Genomic DNA, 23,070 nt, shown 5'->3' with positions numbered 1-23,070 from the left:
GAGTCCGTGGGTGTTTTCGCCCTTAGAAGACGATGTCCCAGATGAGGGTCAGCTTGAAGTTGCTGCTCTTGGTCACCGCATCGAACACCACGCGGTTGTACATGGTGCCCCCGGTGACCGCCGTGAAGATGCCCGCCTCCCGGAGAGGGTCGGTGCCGTTGGCCTCGTTGAAGTCGAAGATGGTCTGCAGCGACGCCTTCACGCGCTTCACCGGCCCCGACGGGCTCGACTCGACGACCTCGGAGTAGGTGACGCTGGTGATGGGATTGCGGGGCGCGCGTGCCGCCACCAGGTCCAATTGCTCGTCATCCGCGACGGTGGCACCCGTGCCCACGCCCATGTGCGTCACCTTGGAGGGCGGCGTCCCCGAGGTGATGCCCCCGAAGAGCTGGGCCACCAGCCTCCGCCCGGCCTTGACGATGCGGTTCTGGTGGGTCCGCTCGTAGACCACCCTCCCCTCCGCGTCGGTCAGGGAGATTGTCATCTGCCCCTTCATCTCCATGCTCTCCTGCATGCGAGCTCCTTGGATGTCTGGCTATTCGAAGCCAAAGCTGGTGTCGAAAGTGGAAATGTTGAAGACGCCGCCGATGGCGAAGGCCTCGCGCATGTTCTGGTCTTCCACGGCCGTGCTCAGCGAGCCGACGCTCACGACCTCGCTGACGTCCTGCGTCTCCTGGTACCGGTGCTGGAGCAGGCCGCTCAGTTGCTCCAGGGCCGCGTGGTCCTCCAGGAAGTTGAGCGAGAAGTGGACCATGCCCTTCACGCCCGCGGCCCGGGTCTGGTCGACGACTCGCTGGATGACCTCCAGGGGCAGTCCTTCGAAGAGGAAGAGCTCGCCCTGGTAGCCGGTCTGCCGCTGGATGTCCTCCACCGCCCGCTTGATGAAGTACGGGACGATGACGTCGAAGGTGAGGTGCTGGTAGCGCGTCCACTGGATGCGCACGGAGAAGTCGGGCGTGTCGAAGCCCTCGGTGTCGTCGAACCCCGAGAGGTCGTAGATGGCGGACCGGGCGGTGAACTTCCAGTGGGTCGCCTCACCGGGGAGCGGCGGCAGGCGGGGCGCGGAGGTGCCGTCCCACGCGGTGAAGAGGCTGCTCACGTCGGTGGTGCCCACGGAGGCGGCGAGCGCGCCGCTGGGGCTGGCGGTGAGCACGAGCGTCTCACCGGGATTCATCTTCAGGGCGGCCTTCGACTTGAGGCCCTCGCCGGTGTCCAGGCGCCGCAGCGTGAGGTAGCGGCCCCCGCCCTTCGTGAAGGTCCACTCGATGCGCGGGTAGACCTGGGTGATGCTGGCAAAGGCCACCTCCACCGTGACTTCGCTGGTGTCCGCGACGCGCGTCACCGGCTCCGAGAGCATGCTCTCGGGCTTCGGGGAGAACTCCTGCACCCGGACCAGTCCCTCCAGGGCCTGGATGAGCGCGGCAATCTGTCCGGTGGAGTCGCCCCCGGCGGGGGTGATTTCGCGGCGGAAGAGCTCGAGGTCGTAGGGCAGTCCCAGGGCCGAGCGCACCGCCCCGGCCACGGCCTTCACCGTGCCTCCGCCCGTGAAGTACGGCACCACCGCCTTGAGGCGGCGGCGGAAGGCGTCGTCCGGCTCCCAGGTGCCGTCAGCCAACCTGCGGCGCTCCACGCCGAACGTGGCGCCCAGGCCGTCGAGCGCGTCGTCCTGGGCGTAGTTCACCCAGTGGGACTTCAGCAGCGCCTTGACGGACTCGTCGGCCCCCATGAGCTCGTGGCCGATGGCGTCCAGCAGCCGTCGGAGCGACGAGGCGCCCTCCCGGGCGGAATAGGCGTCCGGGAAGAGCGCGGCGAGTCTGTCGGTCTTGAACGACACCGTGCCCTCCTCAGGAGATTCCCGTGATGTCCACCGGCGAGAGGCCGGGCTTCAGCGCCGGGTAGGCGGTGGAGCTGACCTGGAACTCCACATGCGGGTCATGTCCGTCCGCGCCCAGGCGGAACCCCGGGTGGCCGGGCGCGTCCTTGATGTCGGCGTTCAGAATGGAGACGACCACCGTGTCGGCCGAGCTGGTGAAGGTGACCTGCTTCTCCACCTGGCACACGCGCTGGGCCGGCTGGTCCGGGGCTGTCTTCAGCCGGGCCCTCAGCACCACGACGACGTTCAGCGTGAAGGAGCGGAAGCGCACCGCCGTGCCGTCCCCCTTCACCACGCTCAGCGTGAGGTTCGTGCGGTTCTGCGCCGGCACGTAGACACCCGTGGCCTTGAGGCCGTCGAGCGCGACGACGGTGAGGTTGCTCTCGTCGGGCCGGATGAGCTCGCTCGACTTCACCACGAAGGGGTCGGTGACCTGGCCCGTCTCCGAGGGGAGCGCCTCGCCCGGCTTCTTCTTCGCGAAGTCGAGCTGGGCCTCCGCCACGTCGGCGATGCCCGCCACCTGGTAGGCCAGCGCGGTGAGGCGCCGCACGTAGGCCGCCTCGCCGATGCCCAGCGCCCGGAGCGTCGCCACGACGGCGCGCTTCAGCGTGTCCAGCGAGTCCGCGGCCAGGCCCGCATCGGGGATGACGTACACCTTGCCGGACAGGAACACGGAGGTGATGGCCTCCACCCGCACCAGGATGCCGGCGGCCCGCGTCTCGTCGATGGCCTTGACGAGGGTCGCCTCGTCGCCGCCCGAGTAGCGCACCCGCACCTCTCCGAGAGGAATCGTCTCGTCCGTGGCGTGGTCCCTCACCTCCACGCCCTCCACCCCGTCCACCTCGAGGATGGAGTACTTGATGGCGTTGAGCGTGGCATTCCCCGCGCGCTCCAGGGCGTGCTTGGCCCGCTCGCGCAGCTGGTCATCGCCCTCGGCCGCCTCGCCGCCGATCAGCGGGTCCTCGTTGGTGACGCCGCCGTCGACGCCCCTGGGAGGCGTGGGCATGACGGTGATGCTGCCCGAGCCCACGTTGCCTTCCCGGCCCGGCTCCAGCGCCGTGACAGGCAGGGTCACGCTCTTCGGCTGGTACGTCACCACCAGGTCCCCTGCCGGGGAGACGTCATTGAGCGTGATGGTGCGCTCGTCCGCGCCGAAGTCCTTGCCCGTCACCGTGGGCTTCGTGGGGAGGTTGGTGGTCGTCCCCTTCACCCGCACGTGGGTGAGGACACCGATGCGGTTCGCCGTCTTGAGCACGCCGCCCGTCTGGGTGCGCACCTCCGCCAGGGTGGACTCGATGAAGCCGCCCTCCGTCACCACGAAGAGCCGCCCCTGCGTGTCGGCCACGCGCGTCTTCGGCGAGATGACGACCTTCGTGCCCGTCCTGGGCGGCTTCTTCAGGAAGAACGTCACGAAGCCCGTGGCGGGCAGGGCCTGATTGCGGACGATGCCGAGCAGGGCCACCACGTTGTCCAGCGCCACGCCCTGGGCAATGTCGATGAAGGCCCGGCGGTAGGCCTGGTCCATCTGCTCGTAGAGGAACTTCAGCTCGCGCGCCACCGCCCGCACCAGCGTGCCGGCGACGCTGCCCGCGTTGAAGTCGGTGATGCCCGACGGCAGGTCGCGGTAGGTGTACTCCACCAGGACGCGGGAGTTGTCGTCCGGGTACCAGTCCGGATCCGCCGGGTTGGCGGGGGCGTTCCACAGCAGGCGCCCGCTCGCGTAGCGGTAGTGGACGTTGCGCTCGAAGACGACGAACTGCCTGCGCCGCAAACCCGTGACGCGGGAGACGTCGTGGACCGGCCCCTTCAGCTCGTACGAGGGCGTGTCCTTGCGGAACAGGACGTCGACCTGGGCCGGCTGCTCGACGCCCTCGCGGACGCTCTCCTCCAGCGAGTCGATGAGCTCCTGGAAGGGCTTGGAAAAGGGATGGCCAATCTCGGTCATGGCTTCTCCAGCGGCAGGTCGAAGACCAGGTTGAGCGGCGTGGGCGCGTCGATGAGCTGGATGTCCAGCATCAGGCGGACCGTGTCCCGCTCACCCGGAAGGTTCACCGTCCGGACCGACTCGACCTTCAGGACGCGAGGGTCCGCCTCGATGGCCTGCCGCGCGAAGGCCTGGAGCTTGAGGTGGGTGCGCGACACGTTGGGCTCACCGATGAGCTCGTGCAGGCGCGAGCCGTAGTCCGGCCAACCCAGCGGCGCCAGCTCGCCCTGGCGCACCCGCAGGCGCAGCGTGAGCGCCTGGATGATGTTGGTGTTGCCGCGCGCCAGGGCCAGGTCCCCGCCGGGGCCGCTTTGCTGCAATTGGGACAGGTCGAGCCCCTCCGCATACTCCCGGAGGAGCAGGTCGTTGCCGAAGAGTGTCTCGCGTCCAGCCGGCATGCTTGCTCCTATGCGGTGAGGGTGACGTTGCGACTCACGTTGTGGCCCACCGACCCATCCAGGCTCTCCACGTACAGCGTGAGGACGTAGGCCCCCGTCCCCAGGTTTCCCGGCAGCGCGCCGCTCCAGCGCACATAGGGCTTGTCGTCCGAGCCGATGAAGAAGGTCAGCGCGCTCGCCGCGGGAGTCACCTCCGCCGTCTTCGACGCGTCCGGCGGCCCGGCGGGCGCGAAGCGGAAGCGGTAACGGAGGCCGTTGACCGCGTGGTAGTCCGGGTCCATCACGTAGGCCCCGGGCAGCGTCGGATGCTTCTTGCCCCAGCGGGAGGGCGCGAGCGCTTCGAGCGTCGCCGACGCCTTGCTCAGGCTCGCGCCATTGGCCGCGGGCGTCTTCAGGGTGGCCTGGAGCCGGTGGATGACGCAGGGCTCGGGACTGGCCGGGGCCCCGCCCGCGAACGCCGACCGCGTGACGGCCTTGATGGAGGCCAGGTCGTTGCCGTCGCGGTCGGCGGCCGCCAGGGTGATGACGTGCGTCCCCACGTCGAGGGGCGTGGTCCAGTCGAGCTTCGCGGCGGAGTGGTCGGCCGCGTTCAGCTCCGGGTGGTCCTGCGTCGCCGCCGCGTTGAGGGTGGAGTACCACTTGAAGAAGAGCCCCGCGGCGCTCCCGGCCGCGAACTGTGCCTGGAGCCGCACGTTCCCCGTGGCGGCGAGCTTCGCGCCATTCACCGGCTGCAGGATGTGGAGCACGAGGTCCGCCATCACGTCTGCCCGCTGGAGTTGAAGGTCGCCATGCCCCCGGAGGGGAAGATGGCGGCCTTGTCGTTCACGACGTTGATGGGGATGTTGTTGATGGTGACGGTGGGGTTGCCCGTGCTCGGCAGGACCATGCCCGGCCACATCGGCCCGCCCGTCAGCCCCTGCATGGCCATGCCCTGGGCGACAATGGCCTGGGTGCCCGCCTTCACCGTCTTGTTGAAGCTGTTGACGATCCACACCGTGGGCTGGGGCTGCGCCGGCGACGCGGGCGGAGGCGGCAGGAGCACGGGCGGCGCCGAGCTGCACTGGGGCGGACCGCTGGGCAGCACCTCCACCAGCACCTCGTTGGAGCCGACCTTCACCTTCCCGCCCGAGGACCCCTCGAGCGTGAGCAGGCCCTCCAGGTTGAGGACTCCTTCCAGGACCAGGTCGGCCATCAGACGGACCCTCCCGTAATCTTGTTGCCGTCGATGGTGGTGCCCATGCCGGTGCCCACCTTCAGCTTGGCCTTGAGCTGCGTATCCCCCGTCACCTTCAGCTTTCCGTCGACGGTCAGCTCGTCGCAGGTGATCTTGATGGGCTGCCCGTCGGACTTGATGTCGATCTCCCCGGCCTTCAGGGTGACAACCACCTTGTCCCCGGTCTTCAGCTCGATGTTGCCCTCGGGGTCTATCTTGATGCCCGCCTTGAACTCGCTGTTGTCCTCGGGCTTCGTCACGTCCCGCTGCACGTAGATGGTGCCGTCGGCGGCGAAGCGCAGGTGGTTGAGCTTGCCGTCCGCGAGGCGGTGCTCGAAGAGGAGCTCGTCCTCCTTGAAGAGCGGTACCCGCTCCTCCTCGTGGTAGAAGCGGCCGGTGATGAGCGGCTGCTGCAGGTCCATGTCGAGGAACTGCACGAGCACCAGGTCTCCCACCCTCGGTGGGACGGCCACGCCCACGTGGGTGACGGACATCGGCACCTTCTGGAGGTCGAGCCCCTCGTGTTTGAGGCGCACGTCGGCCTCGTAGTTCCGGGCATCGTCCTTGTCCTCGTGGGCATACACGGCCGTCACCGTGGCGAGCAGGGGCCCACGCCGGGCCGCCAGCTCCTCGCGCACCACGCGGCGCATGAGCGCGACGAGCTCGTTCATTCCCCGCCCTCCACACAGAGGGTGGCCTCGGTCAGGAAGCCGATGCCTCCTCCGAAGCGGTGCCGGAGTGCCTTCACGAAGCCCCTGGCGTTGAGGAGCGCCTCGGGCGCGTCCACCGTCTCCAGCGGGGCGCCCAGGTCCAGGTCCGCCTGTCCGAGCACGGTCACCCGCTGCTCCCTCCGCGTGCGGCGCAGGCCCGCGAGGTAGCCGGCGGCGAACCGGCCCGCCAGGTCCTTCGTGCGCGCCACCGTGTCCAGCACCAACGTCTCCTCGCCGTCTCCCGCGGAGTCCTCGAAGTCCGTGTCCTTCGCCGTCAGCCAGAAGCTCTTGTCCTCGCCCTGGCCGGACATGGGGCTCTCGCCGCCCACCACGACCTTGCGCTCCAGCGCGGGCCGCGAGACGCCACCCGTGGCGATGAGGTGCTTGCCGAAGGCCAGGGCTCCACCTCCCCCTGCAAGCGCACCTACCGCGCCCGCCGCGCCCGCCGCCGCCCCGGCGAGCCCACCGGCGCCGAGGTTCGCGGCCTCCCCCAGCCCGCGGAAGTGGATCTTCCCCTCCCGGTCCGAGAAGACGTCGAAGCCCAGGCGCTCCGCGAGCCGCTTGAGCTGGGGCCACGCGCTGCGCCGCCGCTCCACGGCGAAGCGCGGCAGCGTCACGCCGTCGGAGATGTCGCCCGCGTCGAGCCCCGCCTTCCCGATGAGATCCCTCGCGATGTCACCGGCCGTCTGCTCCTGGTAGTACGACGAGGCCCGCAGCTCGAGCAGCGCGAGCACCGTGCCCGCGGCGAAGACCTCCACGCCCGCCGCATGGGGGCGGACCTCCACCACGGTGCCGGTGAACACCCGCTCCAGCCCGTCCTCGTCACCCAACTCCAGCTCCGCCACGTCTCCGGGCACGACCTCGCCACGCTCCGCCAGCACGACGCGCAGCCCGTCGGCGGGGAGCTCCAGGCTGCGGTCCACGGCGAAGTACGACGGCCCTCCAGCAGGGCTGTCCGTGTCCGAGCGCAGGCTCCCGAGCGTGAGGGAGAAGTGTGGAGAATGGCCGGCCATCAGAATCCCGCGTGGTCCCTGGCGTTCCTCTCCGTCCAGGCGTTCCGGTAGCCGTTGAAGATGACGTCCCACTCGTAGAAGCCGAAGACCGGCAGCCCGAGGTGGAAGAAGGGGCCGAGCCACGAGTACTGATTCACGTGCCGCAACTCGTGCTCGTAGAGGGTGTCGTCCCGGGAAATGGTGACCGTTCCCCCATAGGCCGGGGGGGCGACGTTGGCTGGAAGGGCCAGATAATCCGGATAGGTCTTCCACTGCCTGTTCACGAAGAAGACGTTGCCGAAGGTGACGCCGAACAAGCCCCTGATGGAGCCGAGCCAGCCACCGGTGAAGACCAGCGCGAAGGCGTTGAGGCGCCCCGACGACGCCACGTCGATGCCCGGCGTCTCCCAGCTCACGTGGCCGAAGCTGAAGAGCCAGACGAGCCAGCGCACCACCTCACCCACCAGGCAGAGGATCTCCACCACGAGCCCGAACAGCGTATTGGGCAGCGTCCAGATGGCGCCGAGGAGGGAGAGCAGCACCCCGCCGAAGCTCCAGTGCCCGTTCGGGTCGTATCGATTCACCGGGTCGTTGCAGCACCATGCGTGGCGGTTGCGCACGCGGGGCTGCTTGAGCCACTCACCGAGAATCTGGGCGCGGGTCAGCCGCTGGTGTTGCGCCAGGCAGAAGGGACCCACCAGGCGCTCGTCGTCGGGAGCGCCCGTGTAGCTGTCCTCGGTGAGGAAGCGGCGCAGCGCCGGGTCGTACCAGCGGCAGCTCATCCAGTAGAGCCCGAGGTCGGCGTGGTAGACGCGCTCCCGGTGGAGGTACGGCAGGCGGGTGGGCCGCCCCAGCGGCACTCCGAACGGGTCGCAGGAGAACGGGCCCTCCAGCGTGCCGTCCATCGCACCGGCGAAGACCAGGCTGCCGCGTCCGTCGCCGTGGAAGAAGACGGGCTCGCCCTCGGGGCGGGTGCGGAAATCGATGGCCCCGACGAGGCCGGTGGGCATCCGCAGGAAGAGCCAGCGCGGGGCGCCCGCGGCGTCGGTGATGGCGAGCAGCGCGTCGTCGGGCCCGTACAGGTATCGCTCGGTGCCCGCCTCCGTGCGCTTGAGCACGAGCCGCCCCTTGTGGTCATACACGCACTGCGCGAGGCGTTGGCCGTTCTCCAGGACCGCCTGCGCCTCGCCCGCCTGGTTGTAGCGGTAGACGCGCTCCGTGGATGCGCGGCGCACGCGACGCACCCTCCCGGTGGCATCCACGTCCAGCTCCAGTGGCCTCCCACCAGCGCCCTCCTCGGCCACGAGCTCATCCATGGCGTCGTACTGGAAGCGCCAGTGCTGGCTTCCCTCCTCCGCACTCACCAGCCGGCCCAGCTCGTCGTAGCCGTAGGTCCGCTCACCGTCCTTCACGAGGCGGAATCCCGCGTCGTAGGCCAGCTCCTTCCGCCAGAGCACCTCCGCGCCCCGGCGCAGCTCCCTGCGGACGGGCCGCCCATCTCGCGCGTCGTGCCACGTGTCCTCGCGCAGCCCATCCGCCGTCTCGCGCCAGCAGTGCTTCTCCTCATCCGCGTACCCGAACCGGGCCAGGACCTCCCCGCCCCACGAGAGGGAATGCGGGCGGCCACGCTCGTCCCAGGCGTAGATGATGGAGACACCCCACGGGGCGAAGCGCAGCCGCGCCAAGCGGCCCTCGCCATCGAAGTCCTGCTCCACCGTCAGGGCAATCTCCTCCACCACCTGGTCGAGGCGGGAGAGCCGGCCGTGCTCGTCATGGGTGAAGCGGGTCTCCTCCCGGTCGCTCCGGGCCAGGGAGACCCGGCCCCGCGCGTCGTATTGGTAGGTGAAGGCGGCGGCGTCTCCGCGCAGGGTGCGCAGGAGTCGTCCCTGCGCGTCGTAGACGTGGCGCCGCGGACCGTCGGGGCGAATCACCTCGGTGAGCCGCCCCGCCTCGTCATAGCGGTACTCGCCCCAGGGCTCTCCGTTGCGCGTGACGGTCAGCAACCGGCCATCAGGGCCGTAGCCGTAGTGCCACCGCGTCCCATCGGGTTCGGTGATGGACGCCAGCTCTCCGTTCGCGAGCCAGGTGTAGCGGGACATCGCCCCGCCCTCGCGCACCTCCTTCACCAGGCCGTCCTCCGCGGAGACCTGCCTCCCGGCGGAGACGGCGGCCTGCCAGGCCTCGATGCGCGCGAGGCCCTCCTGCTCCAGGTGCGCGGCTGTCGCTTCGGATGGTCCGCGCATGTGCGTCCTCACAGGCTCACCGAAGCCGAGCCCCCGGACGCGCCGAGGGGAATGGCGTTCAACATCGCGTCGAACTCGTGCTGCACCCGGTCCAGCTCCTCGTTGAAGCTGGTCTCCAGGTTGTCGATGACGCGCAGGAGCCGCCCGAACAGGTCGTCGAGCACCAGGGTGTCGAGGTTCGCGAGCAGGTCCTCCAGCTTCTGCAGGATGGTGGCGATCTCCGCCTTCAAGCTGCCGAGCACCGCGGCGACGGCCTGGCGGACCTGTCCGAGGACCTGGTCGACCGCGCCCTTCACCTGGTCGATGAAGCCCTTCACCTTGCCCGTCACCGAGGTGAGGACGCCCTGGTACAGGCCGTCGAGCTGCGCCTCCAGCGTGGCCGGGTCGAGCGCCTTGAGTGGATCGAGCAGGGGCTCGTAGACGTTCTCCCGCAGCGACTGCGCCAGCTCGTCCGGGTCCAGCACATGGAACTTCGCCTGCACCGTGTCGTAGACGCCGGAGACCGCGTCCTTGAGCATGGCCGGGTGGATGATCAAGGCCGTGTCCTTGATCGCCTTGAAGAACCCATTGATCGCCGGAGTGATGGCGCTCTCCATGGGCTTGAGTCTGGCCACGAAGAGCTCGAGCGTCGCATCGATCCGGCGGGCCTTCTCCGAGGGCCGCAACGTCGCGAGCCCGGCGCGGATCTGCTCGTAGGTGAGCGGCTCACTCTGCCGCAGGAACGCGGGCAGGAGCCGGCCAAGGTTCGTGTCGAGCCGGGTGTACGCGGCCTCCGCGCCGGTCGCCTCCAGCGCGTTGATCTTGAGGCGCAGGGCGTCGACCAGGCTCTCGTGCGACGCCTGGAGCTGCCGGAGCCGGGAGGCCTCCACGTCGAGGCGCACCGGCTGGAGCACGAGGTCGAAGCGCGCCAGGAGCGAGACCGCCGCGTCCTGGTTGCCGGGCGGGGCGAGCTCGAGTCTCGCCACCAGGGAGGCGCGCAGCCCCGGGAGGAACGGGATGCCCGCCGCGGCCCGCACCGGGGACAATTCCGCGAGCGTGCCCTGCCCCGCGCGGAGCTGGCGCAGGACGTTGCGGGGGTCGATGGCCTGCATCGCCACCCCGAGCCCCGTGCGCAGCCCTTCCATGACGGAGACCAGGTCATTGCGAGGGACGCCGTCCAGGGCCTGGAGCAGCCGGTCGAAGACGAGGTCCAGCGGCTGGAACAGCGTGCTCAGCTTGATGCTGTTCTGGATGCTGAGCTGGACCTGGCGGATGCCCTCCTCCGGGTCTCCGAACACGGCATCGGTCAGGGCGAGCGTGACGTTCTTGAGCGCGGCGTAGAAGGTGTCGAGCGGCGCGGGCAGGTTCACGCTGTCGAGCCCACCGATGATGGCCTGGCGTGCCTGCGCGAAGAGCTCCTTCTCCTTCTGCTCCAGCGTGTCGAGGAGGGGCCGGATGTCCACGTACCCGAGCAGCTTGTCGATCTCCGCGTACAACGTCCGCAGGGGCGCCACCCAGACATCCGGGTTGACCCGCTCCACCACGGTCATCATCTGCGCATACGGCTCGCGGAGCACCCTCAGGAGCGAGCCCGGCGAGAGCGCGGCGAGGCGGCCCTTCAGGCTTTCGACCAGCTCATAGAGGGGGGCCAGCAGCGTCGTGCCGTTGAGCTTCTGCACGGCCCCGGTGACCTGCTCCAGGAGCGAGCTCAGCGGCCCCATCACCGACTCCGCGTCGAAGTTCCCGAGCCTGCGACGGAAGTCCTGCCATGCGGCGATGATCTGGTTGATGAGCCCCTTGAGCTCGTTCCCCAGTGAGGCGAACCCGTTCTTGAGCTGGGTGTTGATCATCCCCTCCAGGTCGATGGCGCGCAGCAGCGCGAGGCCAGCCTGGATGGCGAGCTTCTCCGCGTCGGAGAGGGCGTCGGGGCGGATGGACTGCAGCTTCGTCTTGAGGGTGTCGATCTCCTCGATGACCTCGTCGGCGACCGGCTTGAAGCTCAGGTCGTCCAGCCGGGCGAGGAGCGAGCGGATCTCCTCGAGGCCTTCCGCGAGGCTGTCCTCCAGCTCTTGAATCACCGACCCGGCGGACTCGATGGCCGACGTGAGCTCCTGGCCCACCTCGGCGAAGGGAATCTGCTCGAGCTGCCGGAGCACGTCCGCGAGGCCCTGCTCCACCTGGGTGAGCAGCCCGGAGTCGAGCTCGTCGTCGATGAACTTCTGCGCGTCCTGGAAGGCCTCCTCGATGGAGGCACGGATGGAGCTGATGCCGAGGTCGTCCAGCTCCTGCTTGACCCGCACGAGCATGGCCTCCACCGCCGCCTGCACCTGCTCGGTGGGCACCTCCTCGATGGCCTGGCGAATCCTGTCGATGAACCCGATCAGGATGCTGCGCGCCTGCCCCAGCGGCGACTGGGCGAAGCTCTCCTGGATGCTGGTGGACAGCCGGGTGATGCGCTCCGCGAGGTCCTCCGGCGAGAACACCATCGTCAGCCGGGCCAGGAACTCGTTCAGCACCTCGGCGAGCTGGTCCACCGCGTCGTCGACGGTGGGGATTGCGTCGAGCGGCAGCGCCTCGAGCAGGTCCCGGTAGGTGGTGAAGACGGTGTCCCAGGCGTGGCTCTCCACCACCGTCTGGAGGGCCGAGTAGAAGTCCTCCAGGGTGTCGAAGCCCGAGTCGAACGCGGTCCGCAGGCCCTGGAGCTTCAGCTCCAGCGCGCCGTACAGGGCCACGTTGGCCGGGTCGAAGTCCTTGATGGCCTGGGCCACCTCCTGGAACGCCGCGGCGATGGCCGCCCGGGCCGGGTTCACCGCCGTGGCCAGGTTGGCGTCGGACAGGGGCGCCACGACGGCGAGCGCCGAATTCACGTGCGCCGTCACGTCCTGGAGCAGGTCCGGCGCCACGCCCACGAGGTTGCGACTGAGGAACGGCAGCAGCTCCGCGCTGTTGCCGGCGTAGTTGGTCCGCAGCTCGTCGATGAGCTGGAGGGCCTCGCGGACGCGCGTCAGCTCCTCTTCGCCGATGAGGTTCGCGGCGAGGTCACCCAGGCGAGTCTGGAAGAGGCCCAGCAGGTCCCCGACCAGCGCCATGGCGGTCTGCTCCAGGCTGGAGCCGGCCTGGATCTGCTTCACCACGTCGCTGTCCTGCAGGAACCGCATCAGCTCGCTGTAGGCCTGCTCGATTTCCTCCACGTACCGCAGGCTGTCCGCGGGCAGCGCGTTGCGGATGGTGGTGAGCGCCTGGGGGAGCCGCTCCGAGATTCCGGAGACGTCGATGTGCAGGGTGGCCTCGAGCCCCTCCATGGCCGAGGTGACGCCCCCCAGCGGCGACGAGGGGCCCGAGTTCAGGGAGCCCAGCACGTTCAGGAAGCCGGTGAGGCCATTGCCAACGTTCAGGCTGGCGGTGCTCGCCCCTTCCAGCGTCGGTAGGTCGGCTGTGGCGCTCATCCCGGGGACTCCCTCTCAGAGAAGCCCTGCAATGGAGCTCAGCGTCGTGGTGGCGGGGCCTGCCGCTTCGGTGAAGGACGTGAGCATCCCCGGCAGCCGCGTGGTGGGGTTGCCGTAGTCGGAGGCTCCGGCGAGGAGGTTCGCCAGGTCTGCGACCTGGCCGATGGCGTTCTGGACGTCGTCCATCATCCCGGCGGCTTCATCGAGGATGCTGGCGTCGAGGTCCCCGAGGGGATTGGCGACCGCGGGCGGCGGTGGAGGCACGTACTCCGCCACCTCGCAGACGTAGTCGAACTGGTCGACGAAGCCCGCCCGCTGCACCACCTGTAAAGTGTCGATGACGACCTGGGTGAAGTACCCCTCGCCAACGGCCTCGCACAGGAAGTCCACCGGCTCGCGGGCGAGGTACTTGTCCCGCAGCTCCTTGAGCCTGTCGGCGGCCTCCGCGCCCAGGAAGATGCCCTGGAAGGCCACGGCCACGCCGGGCCGCCCGAGGTCCTGGGTCAGCTCGCCGCTGAGGCCAGGCACGGAATGGCGCACGAAGCGGGCCCGCTCGCGCACCTCCACCCTGATGAGCTTGTCCAGGGGAATGCCCGCCAGTTCGAGCGCCATCAGAGATCCCCACCGCTGAGCCCGAAGCGCCGGATCGACTCCTCCCTCAGCCGGTCCTGGAACCTGTCGAGCAGCTTGTCCAACAGCAGCTCCTCCGCCGCACCGCCCGCCCCTCCTTCACGAGCCGGCCCCGTGAAGGACACCTCCGGCAGGGAGACCGGCTCGGGGACGTGCACGCCGGGGCTCGCGCGGGCAGGACCGGGGCCCGCGACGACCGCTGCCTCTGGAGCCGCGTCGCGGCCAGGCGGCCTCGGAGGAAGGGCTTCGGGAGCATCGACGTGAGAGCGCAGCAGCGCCGCCAGCTCGGCCGGCGACGAGACCATGCGGACGGACCGCGAGCCCGAAGCCCCTTCGCCACTCACGGGCCGTGGGCCCTCCTCGAAGACGGCGCGCTCCGTGAGCAGCGAGCGCGGGGAAGGCATCGCGGATGCGACGGGAGCCTGAGCGGCACGCTCCGCCGACACGACAGGAGTGAGCGTGAACGGACGCGCCTGCTCCACCAGCGCGTCAACTGTCGGAGCGGGCGTGCGGTGCATCGGCACGGAGGGGAAGCCGAGGCTTCCAGCCACCGTCCCTCGCTCCGGGAAGTTCGTGGACGGTGCGGGAGCACGCGCTCGGACGTCGGACTCCAGCGACCCTTGGAGTGCCGCATTCCCTCGTGGAAGGCCGCTCCCCTCGCCAGGAGACCACGACGACGCTCCCACGTGCGTTGCGTGGGCCGCCATGCCCGCGGGCTCCGGCAGTTGGAGCGTCGCCGCTTCGTTGAACCCGGAGGAAGCCGCGAGCGGCACCGCGGATCGAGCCCGAGGGAACGCGCCCGCGGTTCCCCGGAGGTCGGGACGTGCGTCGGGCGCGCTCAGTCGCTGGCGTACCGGCTCGGAGGGAGGCGAAGCTTCGGCAGGGGCCGCGCCGCCCTGAAGCGCCCGCGACAGGACGCGCTCCAGCCGCGCGTGGAGGTCCCCGTCGGCGAGCTCCCCTGGCAGGGGAAACGCGGACACGAGGGGCTGGCGGAACAGCGCTTCCGCCACCCGGAGGACCTTCTCCGTCTGCCGCTCCAGACTCACTCCCGGCCTCCCCGCTCCCGGGCCGCATCCAGCGCGAGCAACCGCTCGATGCCGGCGAGGTACACCGCCACCTGCCCCGGTGTCAGTTCCGCGACCTGCTGGGGCGTCCACCCGAAGTGCTTCGCCAGCAGGAGGTGTGACTGTCCGAGCGGAGAAGAGGCGACGCTCTGCGCCCCGTCCCCGTCCGTGTCCAGGCCCGAGATGAGGTTGATGCGCGCCACCAGGAAGTGCACGAGCCCCGCGTGCAACTGGCGGATCTGCTCCAGTTGGAGCGCGGGCTCCACCAGCGACTCCTTGACCATCAGGAGGGGCACCAGGGAGGGCTCCTCGCGCGACGCCTTCAGGATGAGGGCCAGCGTGGCGATGCGCAGGGGCCGCAGCTTCACGTGCCCGCCCGCCCTGCCCGGCTCCACGGTGCTCCCCGGCCTCAGCACCTGGGCGGGCACCGCCACCTCATGGACGAGCGCGCTGCCCGCCAGCAGGTCATGGGCGGACAGCAGCCCTCCGTCCGCCGAGGCCCCGTTCCCACCAGGGCTCTCCCCCGGGGTTGCATGCATCGGGTTTCTCACTCCCGTCACCTCTCCCGCGAAGAGCGCTAGCTTTCCTCGAAGGCCACGCGCAGGGCCTGGAACGTCACCTTCTCCATCACGAAGGAGTCACTGGGGATGGCGTAGTTCCAGCTGTCGAACCTCACCCCGAAGATGGTCACCCGGGACTGCTGGGTGGGCCGGGCCGGGTCCTTGAGCGTGGAGATGATGTTGAACGAGGGCTGCACGAAGTTCGGCGACGAGGGCGGGCTCGCCGCGCCGTCTCCGAGCAGGAGCCGGAGCAGCGCGCCGTTCACGTGGCCGCGCTCGGCGGTGCCGGACACCTGGACGATGCCGGGCCGCAGGTGCGTGGGATAGCGGCGGCCAATCTCGAAGAAGGGGCGCACGTTGCTGGTGACGCTGATGGAGACGTTCGTCAGACGCCCCACCACGTTGCTGAGGTCGTATTCGGAGACCAGCGCCTCGGCGACCTCACCCTCGGGAGTCGAGGTGTCCTCCACGCCGAGCACCAGGACCGCGTCAGTGGCACGAAACACGTCATTGGGCATGGGTGTCCTCGCTTACTTCAGCGTCATGGTCACGCGGATGAAGTCGATGCTGAAGGTCGGCTGGATGGTCATGGTGACGCTGACCTCTCCGGCGATCTCCTGGGCGCGGGTGGCGGTGACCTCGAGCTCGTAGCCGGTGAGCGCCTCGTCTTCCACCATGCGGGTGAGGAAGGCATCGAGCGTGGCCCTGAGCGCCGACCGCACCCGCGAGTTGTTGAGCTTGCCGATGTACGGGTTGGAGGCCGAGCGGACGCCGTACTTCGCGTAGTCGACGATGCGACGGATGGGGATGGAGGAGAACGGCTGTCCCTCGCCCTGCGTGGTCAACCCCTTGAGCACCCGCAGCCCTTCCTTGCGGACCACGGTCAGCACGTTCTGCTTGATGAGCTGTTCCTGTTGCCCGCGATTCACGTCCACGGCCAGGCCCGGGATGTTCACGCTCTTGTTCGTCAGGCTGGTCTGCACGGACAGGGACGACACGAGCCCCGCCACGGCCGCGGCCGTGTAGGCGGCGGGCAGCGTCTTGCCATCCGGGTAGCGCATGCCCGGAGCAACGAGGATGACCCGGTCCTCGGCCATCGAGTGGCCCAGGAACTCCGCCACCGTGCTGCCCCTGGCGCCGATGACGCCGATGCGCTCGTGGTCGGTCTCCGCCGTCTCCCTGAGGTGGCCCACCAGGACCGAGCCCATCTCCTCGGCATCCTGGCCCGCGAGCACCACGATGTTGACGAGCATGTTGGAGATGGCCTCGAGGCCAGCCCGGTACTCGTCCTCACCGGCGTCCGCGCCGTTGGCGCCCCGGGTGTTCGTCCCGGTACCGAACCACGCGCTCACGTCCGTGGCGGGCTTGTTGCCGCCGTAGGTGCCATCGGCGGTGCCTCGCACCAGCGCGGACGTGGCGACCTGCTGCGCCAGGAGGCTGCCGTCACAGACGACGTAGGCTTCCTTGGACGTGCCGGCCACCAGCGTCACGAGGACGGCATCCTCCGCCTCCACCAGGTAGCTGGCGGTGAGCACGTCCCCGTTGGCGGATTTGGGCGCATCCCCGGAGTGGAAGTCCAGGTCGCCGTTCCACACGGTGATGAGCACCTCGCCGGGCTGCGGCGCGGCATGCTCGACGCCGTACGTGGCGATGACCTTCTGGCCTGCTGCCGGCACCTGCGCGGCCTCGAAGGTGAGCTCACCGGTGGAGGTGTTGACGCGAACCTCGCCCGAAGCGGGCGGAGCCCCGGCGCCGTAGAGGATGGCGCCCGAGCCGTACGTCCGCACCGTGTTCCCGGACGCGTCCACCACCTTGAACTCGTTGACCGCCGGCACGTTGGCGACCTTCGGGTTGGCGAGGAGGAAGGCATTCGACACGTTGGCGACGACCTCCTCGTCCGGGCGATGAACCGGTAGACGATGTCGAAGGTGTCGACGCGCCGGGTGTCTCCTCGCGTCACCTGGAGGCGGTTCTCCGGGCTGGGCTTCACCGTGTGGTAGCGGAGCGCCGCGAAGGAGGACGTCTGCTTCTCCCCGACGATGCGGCACGGGGCCTTGGACTCGGAGACGTCGACGTGGATCTCATTGCCCCACGTGCCCGGCGACAGGGCGGTCAGCACGGCCACCGTGTGGTCCGCGCCGTCCCTCACCGCGAAGCTCGCGGCCTTGGAGGTGCTCTTCGCCACCCGCACGCCGATGACGGTGGAGGCCCCGTTCGCGTAGATGTGCTGCAGCGCGCGGGTGAGTGAGAGGGGGTTCGCCCCATCCACCGGCTTGTCGAAGTCGTCCGGGAGGCCGAAGACCTCGCGGGCATTGGCGAAGCCCGAGAGGGTGACCGGGACGCCCACGGGACCGGCGCTGGCCGTCCCCACGACGCCGACGATGCCGGTGGCGATGCGGCCGGCGGATATCAATCCCTCGGCACGTACGTCGATATAGGTCCCCGGAATGATCATTTCGGGCATCCCTGCCTCCTGTTCGGTTGCGGCGCCCTACCCCCCCTGCGGCCCCCCGCTCCTCGCCAATCAGCAGCGCGGAGCGGGGCTGGCAGGATTCACGCAACGTGAATCTAGAGCGACTGTCCGAGCACAGGCAAAGGGATCAGTTGCAATTCTTTGCGGCGCACCGCGTCGGCGGCGTGGTGGGCCCGCATCACACCAGGGACGTCTGCCTTCGGGGGAAGGTGATGACGAACTCCGTGGAGGCACCGGGGACGGTCTCCACGCCGATCTCACCCAGGTGTGCCTGGATGATGTCGTAGCAGATGGACAACCCCAGGCCGGTGCCGTCCCCCGCGGGCTTGGTGGTGAAGAACGGGTCGAAGATGCGGCCGACGACTTCCGGCGGAATGCCGGAGCCGTTGTCCTGGATGCGCACCTCCACGGAGTGCCCCAGGTTCTTCGTGCGGATGCTCAGCTTGGGAACGAAGCCCTGCACCCCGCGGCGCAGCTTCTCGCGCGTGGCGTAGCACGCGTTGTCGATGACGTTCAGGAAGACCCGGCTCACGTCCGACGCAGACAGCATCACCAGCCCGACTGTCGGGTCGTAGGCCGTCTCGAGCTCCAGGTGGAACTCCGGCTCCTTGCCGCGCACCGCGTGGTACGCGAGGTTGACGCTCTCGGCCAGCAGGGCGTTGAGGTCCGTCTCCACCTGCGAGCTGCTGCCGCTGCGGGAGTGCAGCAACATCCCGTTGATGATCTTGTCGGCGCGCCGGCCGTGCTCGTGAATCTTGACGGCGTTCTGCTTGAGGGTGCCGAGCATCTCCTGGACCGCGCGGCCGGTCGGCACACCGGCTTCCTGGAGCTCTTCCTCGAGGTCCACCGCCGCCGACACCGACAGCTTCGCGAAGTTGTTGATGAAGTTGAGCGGGTTCTTGAGCTCATGCGCGATGCCCGCGGTGAGCGCGCCCAGCGACGCGAGCTTCTCCTGGGTGACGAGCTGGCGCTGCGTCTCCTTGAGCCGCTTGAGCGTCTGCAGCAGCTCGTCGTGGCGCTCCCTCAATTCCCGCGTGCGCTCCTTCACACGGTTGTCGAGCGTGTCGTAGAGGCGCGCGTTCTCGATGGAGATGGCGGCCTGCGCGGAGAGGAGCTCCAGCATCTTGCACCGCTCGGGGGTGAAGGCCTCCGCCGCCAGGTTGTTCTCCAGGTACAGGACGCCCACGAGCTTCTTCTGCCGGAGGATGGGCATGCCCAGCACGGACACGGGCCGCGCGCGCGTGATGTACGGGTCCGCCTGGAACTGCACCGCCTGAGCCGCGTTGCCCAGCACCACCCGCGCGGCCGTGCGCTCGACGTAGCGGACCACCGCGGTGGAGAGGTCGTCGCGGTCGTCCACCGAGGTGGTGTGGATGTGCACCTGGCCCCCGCTGCTCGGCGCTTCGACCACGAGGGGCGAATCCCCGAACAGGATGAGGAAGCCGCGCTGCGCCCCGGCGCTCTCGATGAGGATGCGCATCAGGGTGCGCACGAGCTCGTCGAGCACCAGCTCGCCCGAGATGGCCTGCGAGGCATTCATGATGGCCATCAGGTCCAGCGACGCGCTGGTGGGGCCTCCCGCGGAGGGGAACTCCGTCCCATCCCGCGGCAGCAACTCCTTGAACTCCTCATCGAGCTTCGCGACCTTCGCGTCCGCGCCCCAGCGCACGTAGGCGTAGCGCGCGTCGAGCAGGTACGCGCGGGCGAGCTTGCGCCGGCCCCGCGCGAGGTAGAAGCGCGCCGCCAGCTCGTTGCCCATGGCCTGGATGTTCGTGAAGTCATGGCGCGTCGCGGACTCGATGGCCTGGTCATACAGCTCCATCGCCTCCTGCTCCCGGCCACAGATGCGGGCGTCCTCCGCGCGCACCAGCAGCCAGCGGTGCTCGAAGTTCTCCGGACAGCTCGCCGCCCACTGCTCCAGGCGCTTGAGCTGCGCGTCGATGACGCCCCGGTAGCGCGCCTGCTCCTCGGGGGTGGCGGACGCCCACGCGGCCGCCGCCGCGAGCGGGAGGATGAAGCTGTAGTCCGTCTGCCGCATGTTGCACACGAGCATCGGGACGAACGGCTCCGTCCTGGCCCCCAGCGCGAGCGCCTGCGCGTGGTCTCCGAGAACGTACGCGGCCTGCATCTCGAGGAGCAGGAGCGTCGCCACGTTCATCGGAAAGTGGGCGAGCTTCTTCTCCAGCGAGGCGGCATCGAGCTCCTCGTCGTCGGGCGCGACGCCGCTCGACAGCAGGGCGAAGGTCCGTTCGAAGCCCCGGAGGGTGGTGCTCGTGTCCTTCTGATTGAGCCGCTGCAGGAGGTCGGCGAACCGGTTCGCGCGCTCGCGGAGTCCGTGCAGCTCCTCGCCCCCGAGGAAGCCCTGGTCGGAGGCATGCATCGTCGCGAAGCCCGCGTAGAGGATGCCTCCCGACTCCATGCCGCCGGTAAAGGCCCGCTCCAGGTGCGGCTTGCCCTCGCGCAGGTGCTTGCGCCAGGGGTTGATGTAGCCCCCGAAGAAGTTCGACACCGTCGCGCGCGTGCTCGCCTCGTCGAACCGCTCCGCCAGGACGAGGGCCACGCGGCCCAGCTCGTAGGCCGTCGCCTGGTCGCCGGTCATCCCTCCGTGCAGCATCCCGTAGGTGGCGTAGCCGATGGAGGAACCGGCCGCGTTGCCATGCTCCAGGGAGAGCCGGACGACGATGGCCGCGAGCAGGCCATACAACGCGAGGTTGTCTCCCGCGTACATGGTGGCCCGCGACACGAGCAGGATGCGTGCCCGGTGCTCCGGCTCACGCGCTTCCTCGAAGTCCTGCACGCTGCTCACGGGACGGCCCGCGAGCTTCGCCTGGAGCAGCCCGCCCACGACGCCCAGCTCCGCGACGAAGGCCGCCTCGTAGCCCGAGGTGGGAATCTCGATGCCGGCGGCGAGCAGCGCCTCGCGCCCGGCCTGGGCCGCGGCCATGAAGGCCCCCCGGCTGATGAGCAGCGCCGCCCGCAGGCTGTGGAGCTCGCTCTTCTGGAGCTGGGTCCGCGCATGGGCCAGGAGGCGCTCGAAGTCCGCCTCGGCGGCATCGAACTGGCCCAGCAGGTAGAAGCACTCCGCCCGCTGGCGGTGGAGGGAATGCACGAGCTCGCGCTCCCGCTCCCAGCCATCCTCCGGCAGCAGCCCGATGCTGGCCTCCAGGTAGCGGAGGCCGGACGCATACGCCGCCGAGGCCCGGGCCCGCGTCCCCGCGAGCAGGCCGAGCTGCGCCACCTGGAGTCGCTCCTCGCGCGTCTCGAGCAACTCCGAGGCCACCAGCAGGTGGTCGACGATTTCGAAGACGCGCTTGTCGAGCTCCTCCTTCGGGGTGTGCTCCATCAGGAGCCGCCCGACGCGCAGGTGCACGGCCTTCCTCGCCGAGGGGTCGATGAGCGAGTACGCCGCTTCCTGCACCCGGTCGTGCAGGAACGAGTAGACGGCCGCGCGTCCGGTGGCGGGGCCGTGCGCGTCGTCGCGCAGCGGGGCCACGTACTTGTACGCGTCACCGATGGGCACCAGGAGCCCTTGCTCGAGCGCCGGCCACAGCTCCGCGGCCACCACCTGCGCCGGAAGCCGGCTCACGGTGGCGAGCGTGTCCAGCGCGAAGGTGCTGCCGATGCAGGCGGCCAGCTCCACCACCCGCTGCGAGGGCTCGGCCAGCGCGCGAATCTTCTCGGCCATCAGCACCGCGACGTTGTCGGTGATGCCCTCCTTACGGATGCGCTCGAGGCTCCAGCGCCAGCGCCCCGTTTCCGACTCGAAGGTCACCAGCTCGCGCGCGTGGAGCGAGGTCAGGAACTGGTTCACGAAGAACGGGTTGCCCTCCGTCTTGTTGAAGACCAGCGCCGCGAGCTCGTCCACCTGCGGCTCTCCGTCGCCGCCGAGCGTGTCGACGATGAGCTGCCGGACGTGCTCCAGCCCGAGCGGCTTGAGCGCGATTTCCCCCCCCACGCTCCCGCGCTTGCGCAGGCCGTCGAGCACCACCATCAGCGGGTGGGACTCGAAGACCTCGTTGTCCCGGTAGGCCCCGACGAAGAACAGGTTGCGGCTGCCCGTGTCATGCAGCAGCCGGGACAGCAGGCTGAGTGACGCGGAGTCGGCCCACTGGAGGTCGTCCAGGAAGAGCGCCAGCGGGTGCTCCTCGCGGGCGAAGACGCGGACGAACTGCTGGAAGACGATGTTGAAGCGGTTCTCCGCCTCGGACGGCCCGAGGTCCGGCACGGGAGGCTGCGGCCCCACGATGAGGGCGACCTCGGGGACGACGTCCGTCACGACGCGCCCGTTGGGCCCGAGCGCCTCGCGGATGCGGTCCCTCCACCGGTCGACCGTGCGTGCGTCCTCCCCGAGAATCTGCCGGATGAGCTCCCGGAAGGCCTGGATGAACGCGCCGTAGGGCTCGTTGCGATGTTTGTCGAACTTGCCGGAGCTGTAGTAGCCGCGGCGCGCGACGATGGGCTTGTGGATTTCGCTGACCAGCGCCGACTTGCCGACGCCGGAGTAGCCACTCACCAGCACGATGGTGGCGGCACCGTGGCTGGCGCGCTCGAAGGCGCCGATGAGCACCGCCTTCTCGGCATCGCGGCCATAGAGCTTCTCGGGGATGCGGAAGGTCGCCGAGACGTCGTGCCGGCCGGGAACGAAGCCGTCGAGTGAGTCCTCCACCCGCAGCCGGTCCGCGCACTCCTTCAGGTCCTCCGTCAGGCCATAGGCGCTCTGGTACCGGTCCTCCGCGCGCTTGGCCAGGAGCTTGAGGACGATGTCCGACAGCGCGGGGGGCACCTGCGGGCGGAGCGCATGCGGCGGCGTGGGCTCGACGGCGATGTGCCCGTGCACGAGCGAGACGGGGTCGGTGGCCTCGAAGGGAGGCCGCCCGGTGAGGAGCTGGTAGAGGGTGACTCCCAGGGAGTAGAGGTCGGAGCGGTAGTCGACCGCGCGGTTCATCCGCCCCGTCTGCTCGGGCGAGATGTAGGCCAGGTGGCCTTCGAGGCGGTGGATGCTCCTCAGGACCTGCGTCTCCCGGTCCAGCCGCGAGGCGAAGTCGAAGTGGGTGAGCTTCGCTTCTCCCGTCCGCCGGTTGTACAGGATGTGCGCCGGCTGGATGCTCTTGTGGATGACGCGATTGCGATGCAGCTCGCCGAGCGTTCGGGATATCTGGGTGATGATGCCAATGGCCTCCAGGGGCTCCATCGGCCCCTCGGCGAGGAGGCTGGTGAGCGGTGAGCCGCCTGAGTCCTCCAGGACGAGCACGTAGCGGCCACCCTCGCGGGTGAGCCCCAGGGACTTGACGACCCCCGGGAGCTGGAGCCCGCTCGTCAGCTCGTTGCCGTAGCCGAGGCGGGCGAGTTCCTCGGGGCTGGGGTACTCCTTGGCGAAGTGGCGCAGGAGCACCGACTGCCCGTCGCTCCTCTTTGCACGCAAGAGCACCGTGCTGTCCTCGGCCAGCACCTCCGCCACCGTGAAACCCGGGATGACATGCATTGTGATCGCCTGCTTTCGCTCAT

Annotated in this window: 17 protein-coding genes; 1 reads left to right on the top strand and 16 read right to left on the bottom strand. The window is 69.4% G+C overall.

The genetic code is table 11. From position 1 onward, the window contains the following. Positions 1-22: 22 nt before the first annotated feature. Genes OV427_RS41635 through OV427_RS41565 form a run of 15 tightly spaced genes read right to left on the bottom strand, consistent with a single transcriptional unit; the run spans position 23 to position 16,969 of the window. Complete coding sequence (locus OV427_RS41635) at positions 23-514, bottom strand: hypothetical protein (protein WP_267861779.1); 492 nt, start codon at positions 512-514, stop codon at positions 23-25. Positions 515-535: 21 nt separating this feature from the next. Then, positions 536-1,834 carry a hypothetical protein gene (locus tag OV427_RS41630; protein WP_267861778.1) on the bottom strand — a complete coding sequence of 433 codons (1,299 nt, stop codon included), beginning with the start codon at positions 1,832-1,834 and terminating at the stop codon, positions 536-538. Between the two features lie 10 nt (positions 1,835-1,844). Next, complete coding sequence (locus tag OV427_RS41625) at positions 1,845-3,818, bottom strand: baseplate J/gp47 family protein (protein WP_267861777.1); 1,974 nt, start codon at positions 3,816-3,818, stop codon at positions 1,845-1,847. Next, positions 3,815-4,255, bottom strand: a complete 441-nt coding sequence (locus OV427_RS41620; protein WP_267861776.1) for a GPW/gp25 family protein — start codon at positions 4,253-4,255, stop codon at positions 3,815-3,817. Before OV427_RS41620 ends, OV427_RS41625 begins: the two co-directional genes overlap by 4 nt. Positions 4,256-4,263: 8 nt before the next feature. Beyond that, positions 4,264-5,013, bottom strand: a complete 750-nt coding sequence (locus OV427_RS41615; protein WP_267861775.1) for a hypothetical protein — start codon at positions 5,011-5,013, stop codon at positions 4,264-4,266. Next, the gene (locus tag OV427_RS41610; protein ID WP_267861774.1) at positions 5,013-5,447 is read right to left on the bottom strand and encodes a hypothetical protein; all 435 of its coding nucleotides are present in this window, start codon (positions 5,445-5,447) and stop codon (positions 5,013-5,015) included. The genes OV427_RS41615 and OV427_RS41610 overlap by 1 nt, the downstream gene beginning before the upstream one ends. Continuing rightward, positions 5,447-6,139 (bottom strand): hypothetical protein, encoded by a 693-nt coding sequence (locus tag OV427_RS41605; RefSeq protein WP_267861773.1) that lies wholly within the window; start codon positions 6,137-6,139, stop codon positions 5,447-5,449. The genes OV427_RS41610 and OV427_RS41605 overlap by 1 nt, the downstream gene beginning before the upstream one ends. Continuing rightward, complete coding sequence (locus OV427_RS41600) at positions 6,136-7,191, bottom strand: hypothetical protein (RefSeq protein WP_267861772.1); 1,056 nt, start codon at positions 7,189-7,191, stop codon at positions 6,136-6,138. Before OV427_RS41600 ends, OV427_RS41605 begins: the two co-directional genes overlap by 4 nt. Then, complete coding sequence (locus OV427_RS41595; protein ID WP_267861771.1) at positions 7,191-9,413, bottom strand: hypothetical protein; 2,223 nt, start codon at positions 9,411-9,413, stop codon at positions 7,191-7,193. Before OV427_RS41595 ends, OV427_RS41600 begins: the two co-directional genes overlap by 1 nt. Positions 9,414-9,421: 8 nt before the next feature. Continuing rightward, on the bottom strand, positions 9,422-12,838 hold the full coding sequence (locus OV427_RS41590) for a hypothetical protein (RefSeq protein WP_267861770.1): 3,417 nt from the start codon (positions 12,836-12,838) through the stop codon (positions 9,422-9,424). Between the two features lie 15 nt (positions 12,839-12,853). Then, positions 12,854-13,450: a DNA circularization N-terminal domain-containing protein gene (locus OV427_RS41585; RefSeq protein WP_267861769.1), complete on the bottom strand. Its 597-nt coding sequence runs from the start codon at positions 13,448-13,450 to the stop codon at positions 12,854-12,856. Next, complete coding sequence (locus OV427_RS41580; RefSeq protein WP_267861768.1) at positions 13,450-14,514, bottom strand: hypothetical protein; 1,065 nt, start codon at positions 14,512-14,514, stop codon at positions 13,450-13,452. Before OV427_RS41580 ends, OV427_RS41585 begins: the two co-directional genes overlap by 1 nt. Beyond that, the gene (locus tag OV427_RS41575) at positions 14,511-15,071 is read right to left on the bottom strand and encodes a hypothetical protein (protein ID WP_267861767.1); all 561 of its coding nucleotides are present in this window, start codon (positions 15,069-15,071) and stop codon (positions 14,511-14,513) included. The genes OV427_RS41580 and OV427_RS41575 overlap by 4 nt, the downstream gene beginning before the upstream one ends. A gap of 38 nt (positions 15,072-15,109) precedes the next feature. Then, positions 15,110-15,610, bottom strand: a complete 501-nt coding sequence (locus OV427_RS41570) for a hypothetical protein (RefSeq protein WP_164000372.1) — start codon at positions 15,608-15,610, stop codon at positions 15,110-15,112. 12 nt (positions 15,611-15,622) lie between these two features. After that, complete coding sequence (locus tag OV427_RS41565; protein WP_267861766.1) at positions 15,623-16,969, bottom strand: phage tail sheath C-terminal domain-containing protein; 1,347 nt, start codon at positions 16,967-16,969, stop codon at positions 15,623-15,625. Between the two features lie 216 nt (positions 16,970-17,185). Here OV427_RS41565 and OV427_RS41560 point away from each other — a divergent pair, with 216 nt between their 5' ends. Then, the gene (locus OV427_RS41560) at positions 17,186-17,314 is read left to right on the top strand and encodes a hypothetical protein (protein ID WP_267861765.1); all 129 of its coding nucleotides are present in this window, start codon (positions 17,186-17,188) and stop codon (positions 17,312-17,314) included. A 429-nt stretch (positions 17,315-17,743) separates the two neighbouring features. Here the strand turns inward: OV427_RS41560 and OV427_RS41555 are convergent, their stop codons facing one another. Continuing rightward, on the bottom strand, positions 17,744-23,047 hold the full coding sequence (locus OV427_RS41555) for a trifunctional serine/threonine-protein kinase/ATP-binding protein/sensor histidine kinase (RefSeq protein WP_267861764.1): 5,304 nt from the start codon (positions 23,045-23,047) through the stop codon (positions 17,744-17,746). Positions 23,048-23,070: the final 23 nt, after the last annotated feature.

It is taken from the genome of Pyxidicoccus sp. MSG2 (assembly GCF_026626705.1).
In the GTDB taxonomy this organism is placed as follows: Bacteria; Myxococcota; Myxococcia; order Myxococcales; family Myxococcaceae; genus Myxococcus.
Note: the sequence above shows the minus strand (reverse complement) of the source record. Positions and strands in the feature narration are given on the sequence as shown.

What these genes read in the sequence shown, in the direction of transcription:
- OV427_RS41635 (WP_267861779.1), bottom strand. Translation starts at nt 514, where the DNA reads ATGCAGGAGAGCATGGAGATGAAGGGGCAGATGACAATCTCCCTGACC.
- OV427_RS41625 (WP_267861777.1), bottom strand. Translation starts at nt 3,818, where the DNA reads ATGACCGAGATTGGCCATCCCTTTTCCAAGCCCTTCCAGGAGCTCATC.
- OV427_RS41620 (WP_267861776.1), bottom strand. Translation starts at nt 4,255, where the DNA reads ATGCCGGCTGGACGCGAGACACTCTTCGGCAACGACCTGCTCCTCCGG.
- OV427_RS41615 (WP_267861775.1), bottom strand. Translation starts at nt 5,013, where the DNA reads ATGGCGGACCTCGTGCTCCACATCCTGCAGCCGGTGAATGGCGCGAAG.
- OV427_RS41610 (WP_267861774.1), bottom strand. Translation starts at nt 5,447, where the DNA reads ATGGCCGACCTGGTCCTGGAAGGAGTCCTCAACCTGGAGGGCCTGCTC.
- OV427_RS41605 (WP_267861773.1), bottom strand. Translation starts at nt 6,139, where the DNA reads ATGAACGAGCTCGTCGCGCTCATGCGCCGCGTGGTGCGCGAGGAGCTG.
- OV427_RS41600 (WP_267861772.1), bottom strand. Translation starts at nt 7,191, where the DNA reads ATGGCCGGCCATTCTCCACACTTCTCCCTCACGCTCGGGAGCCTGCGC.
- OV427_RS41595 (WP_267861771.1), bottom strand. Translation starts at nt 9,413, where the DNA reads ATGCGCGGACCATCCGAAGCGACAGCCGCGCACCTGGAGCAGGAGGGC.
- OV427_RS41590 (WP_267861770.1), bottom strand. Translation starts at nt 12,838, where the DNA reads ATGAGCGCCACAGCCGACCTACCGACGCTGGAAGGGGCGAGCACCGCC.
- OV427_RS41585 (WP_267861769.1), bottom strand. Translation starts at nt 13,450, where the DNA reads ATGGCGCTCGAACTGGCGGGCATTCCCCTGGACAAGCTCATCAGGGTG.
- OV427_RS41575 (WP_267861767.1), bottom strand. Translation starts at nt 15,071, where the DNA reads ATGCATGCAACCCCGGGGGAGAGCCCTGGTGGGAACGGGGCCTCGGCG.
- OV427_RS41570 (WP_164000372.1), bottom strand. Translation starts at nt 15,610, where the DNA reads ATGCCCAATGACGTGTTTCGTGCCACTGACGCGGTCCTGGTGCTCGGC.
- OV427_RS41555 (WP_267861764.1), bottom strand. Translation starts at nt 23,047, where the DNA reads ATGCATGTCATCCCGGGTTTCACGGTGGCGGAGGTGCTGGCCGAGGAC.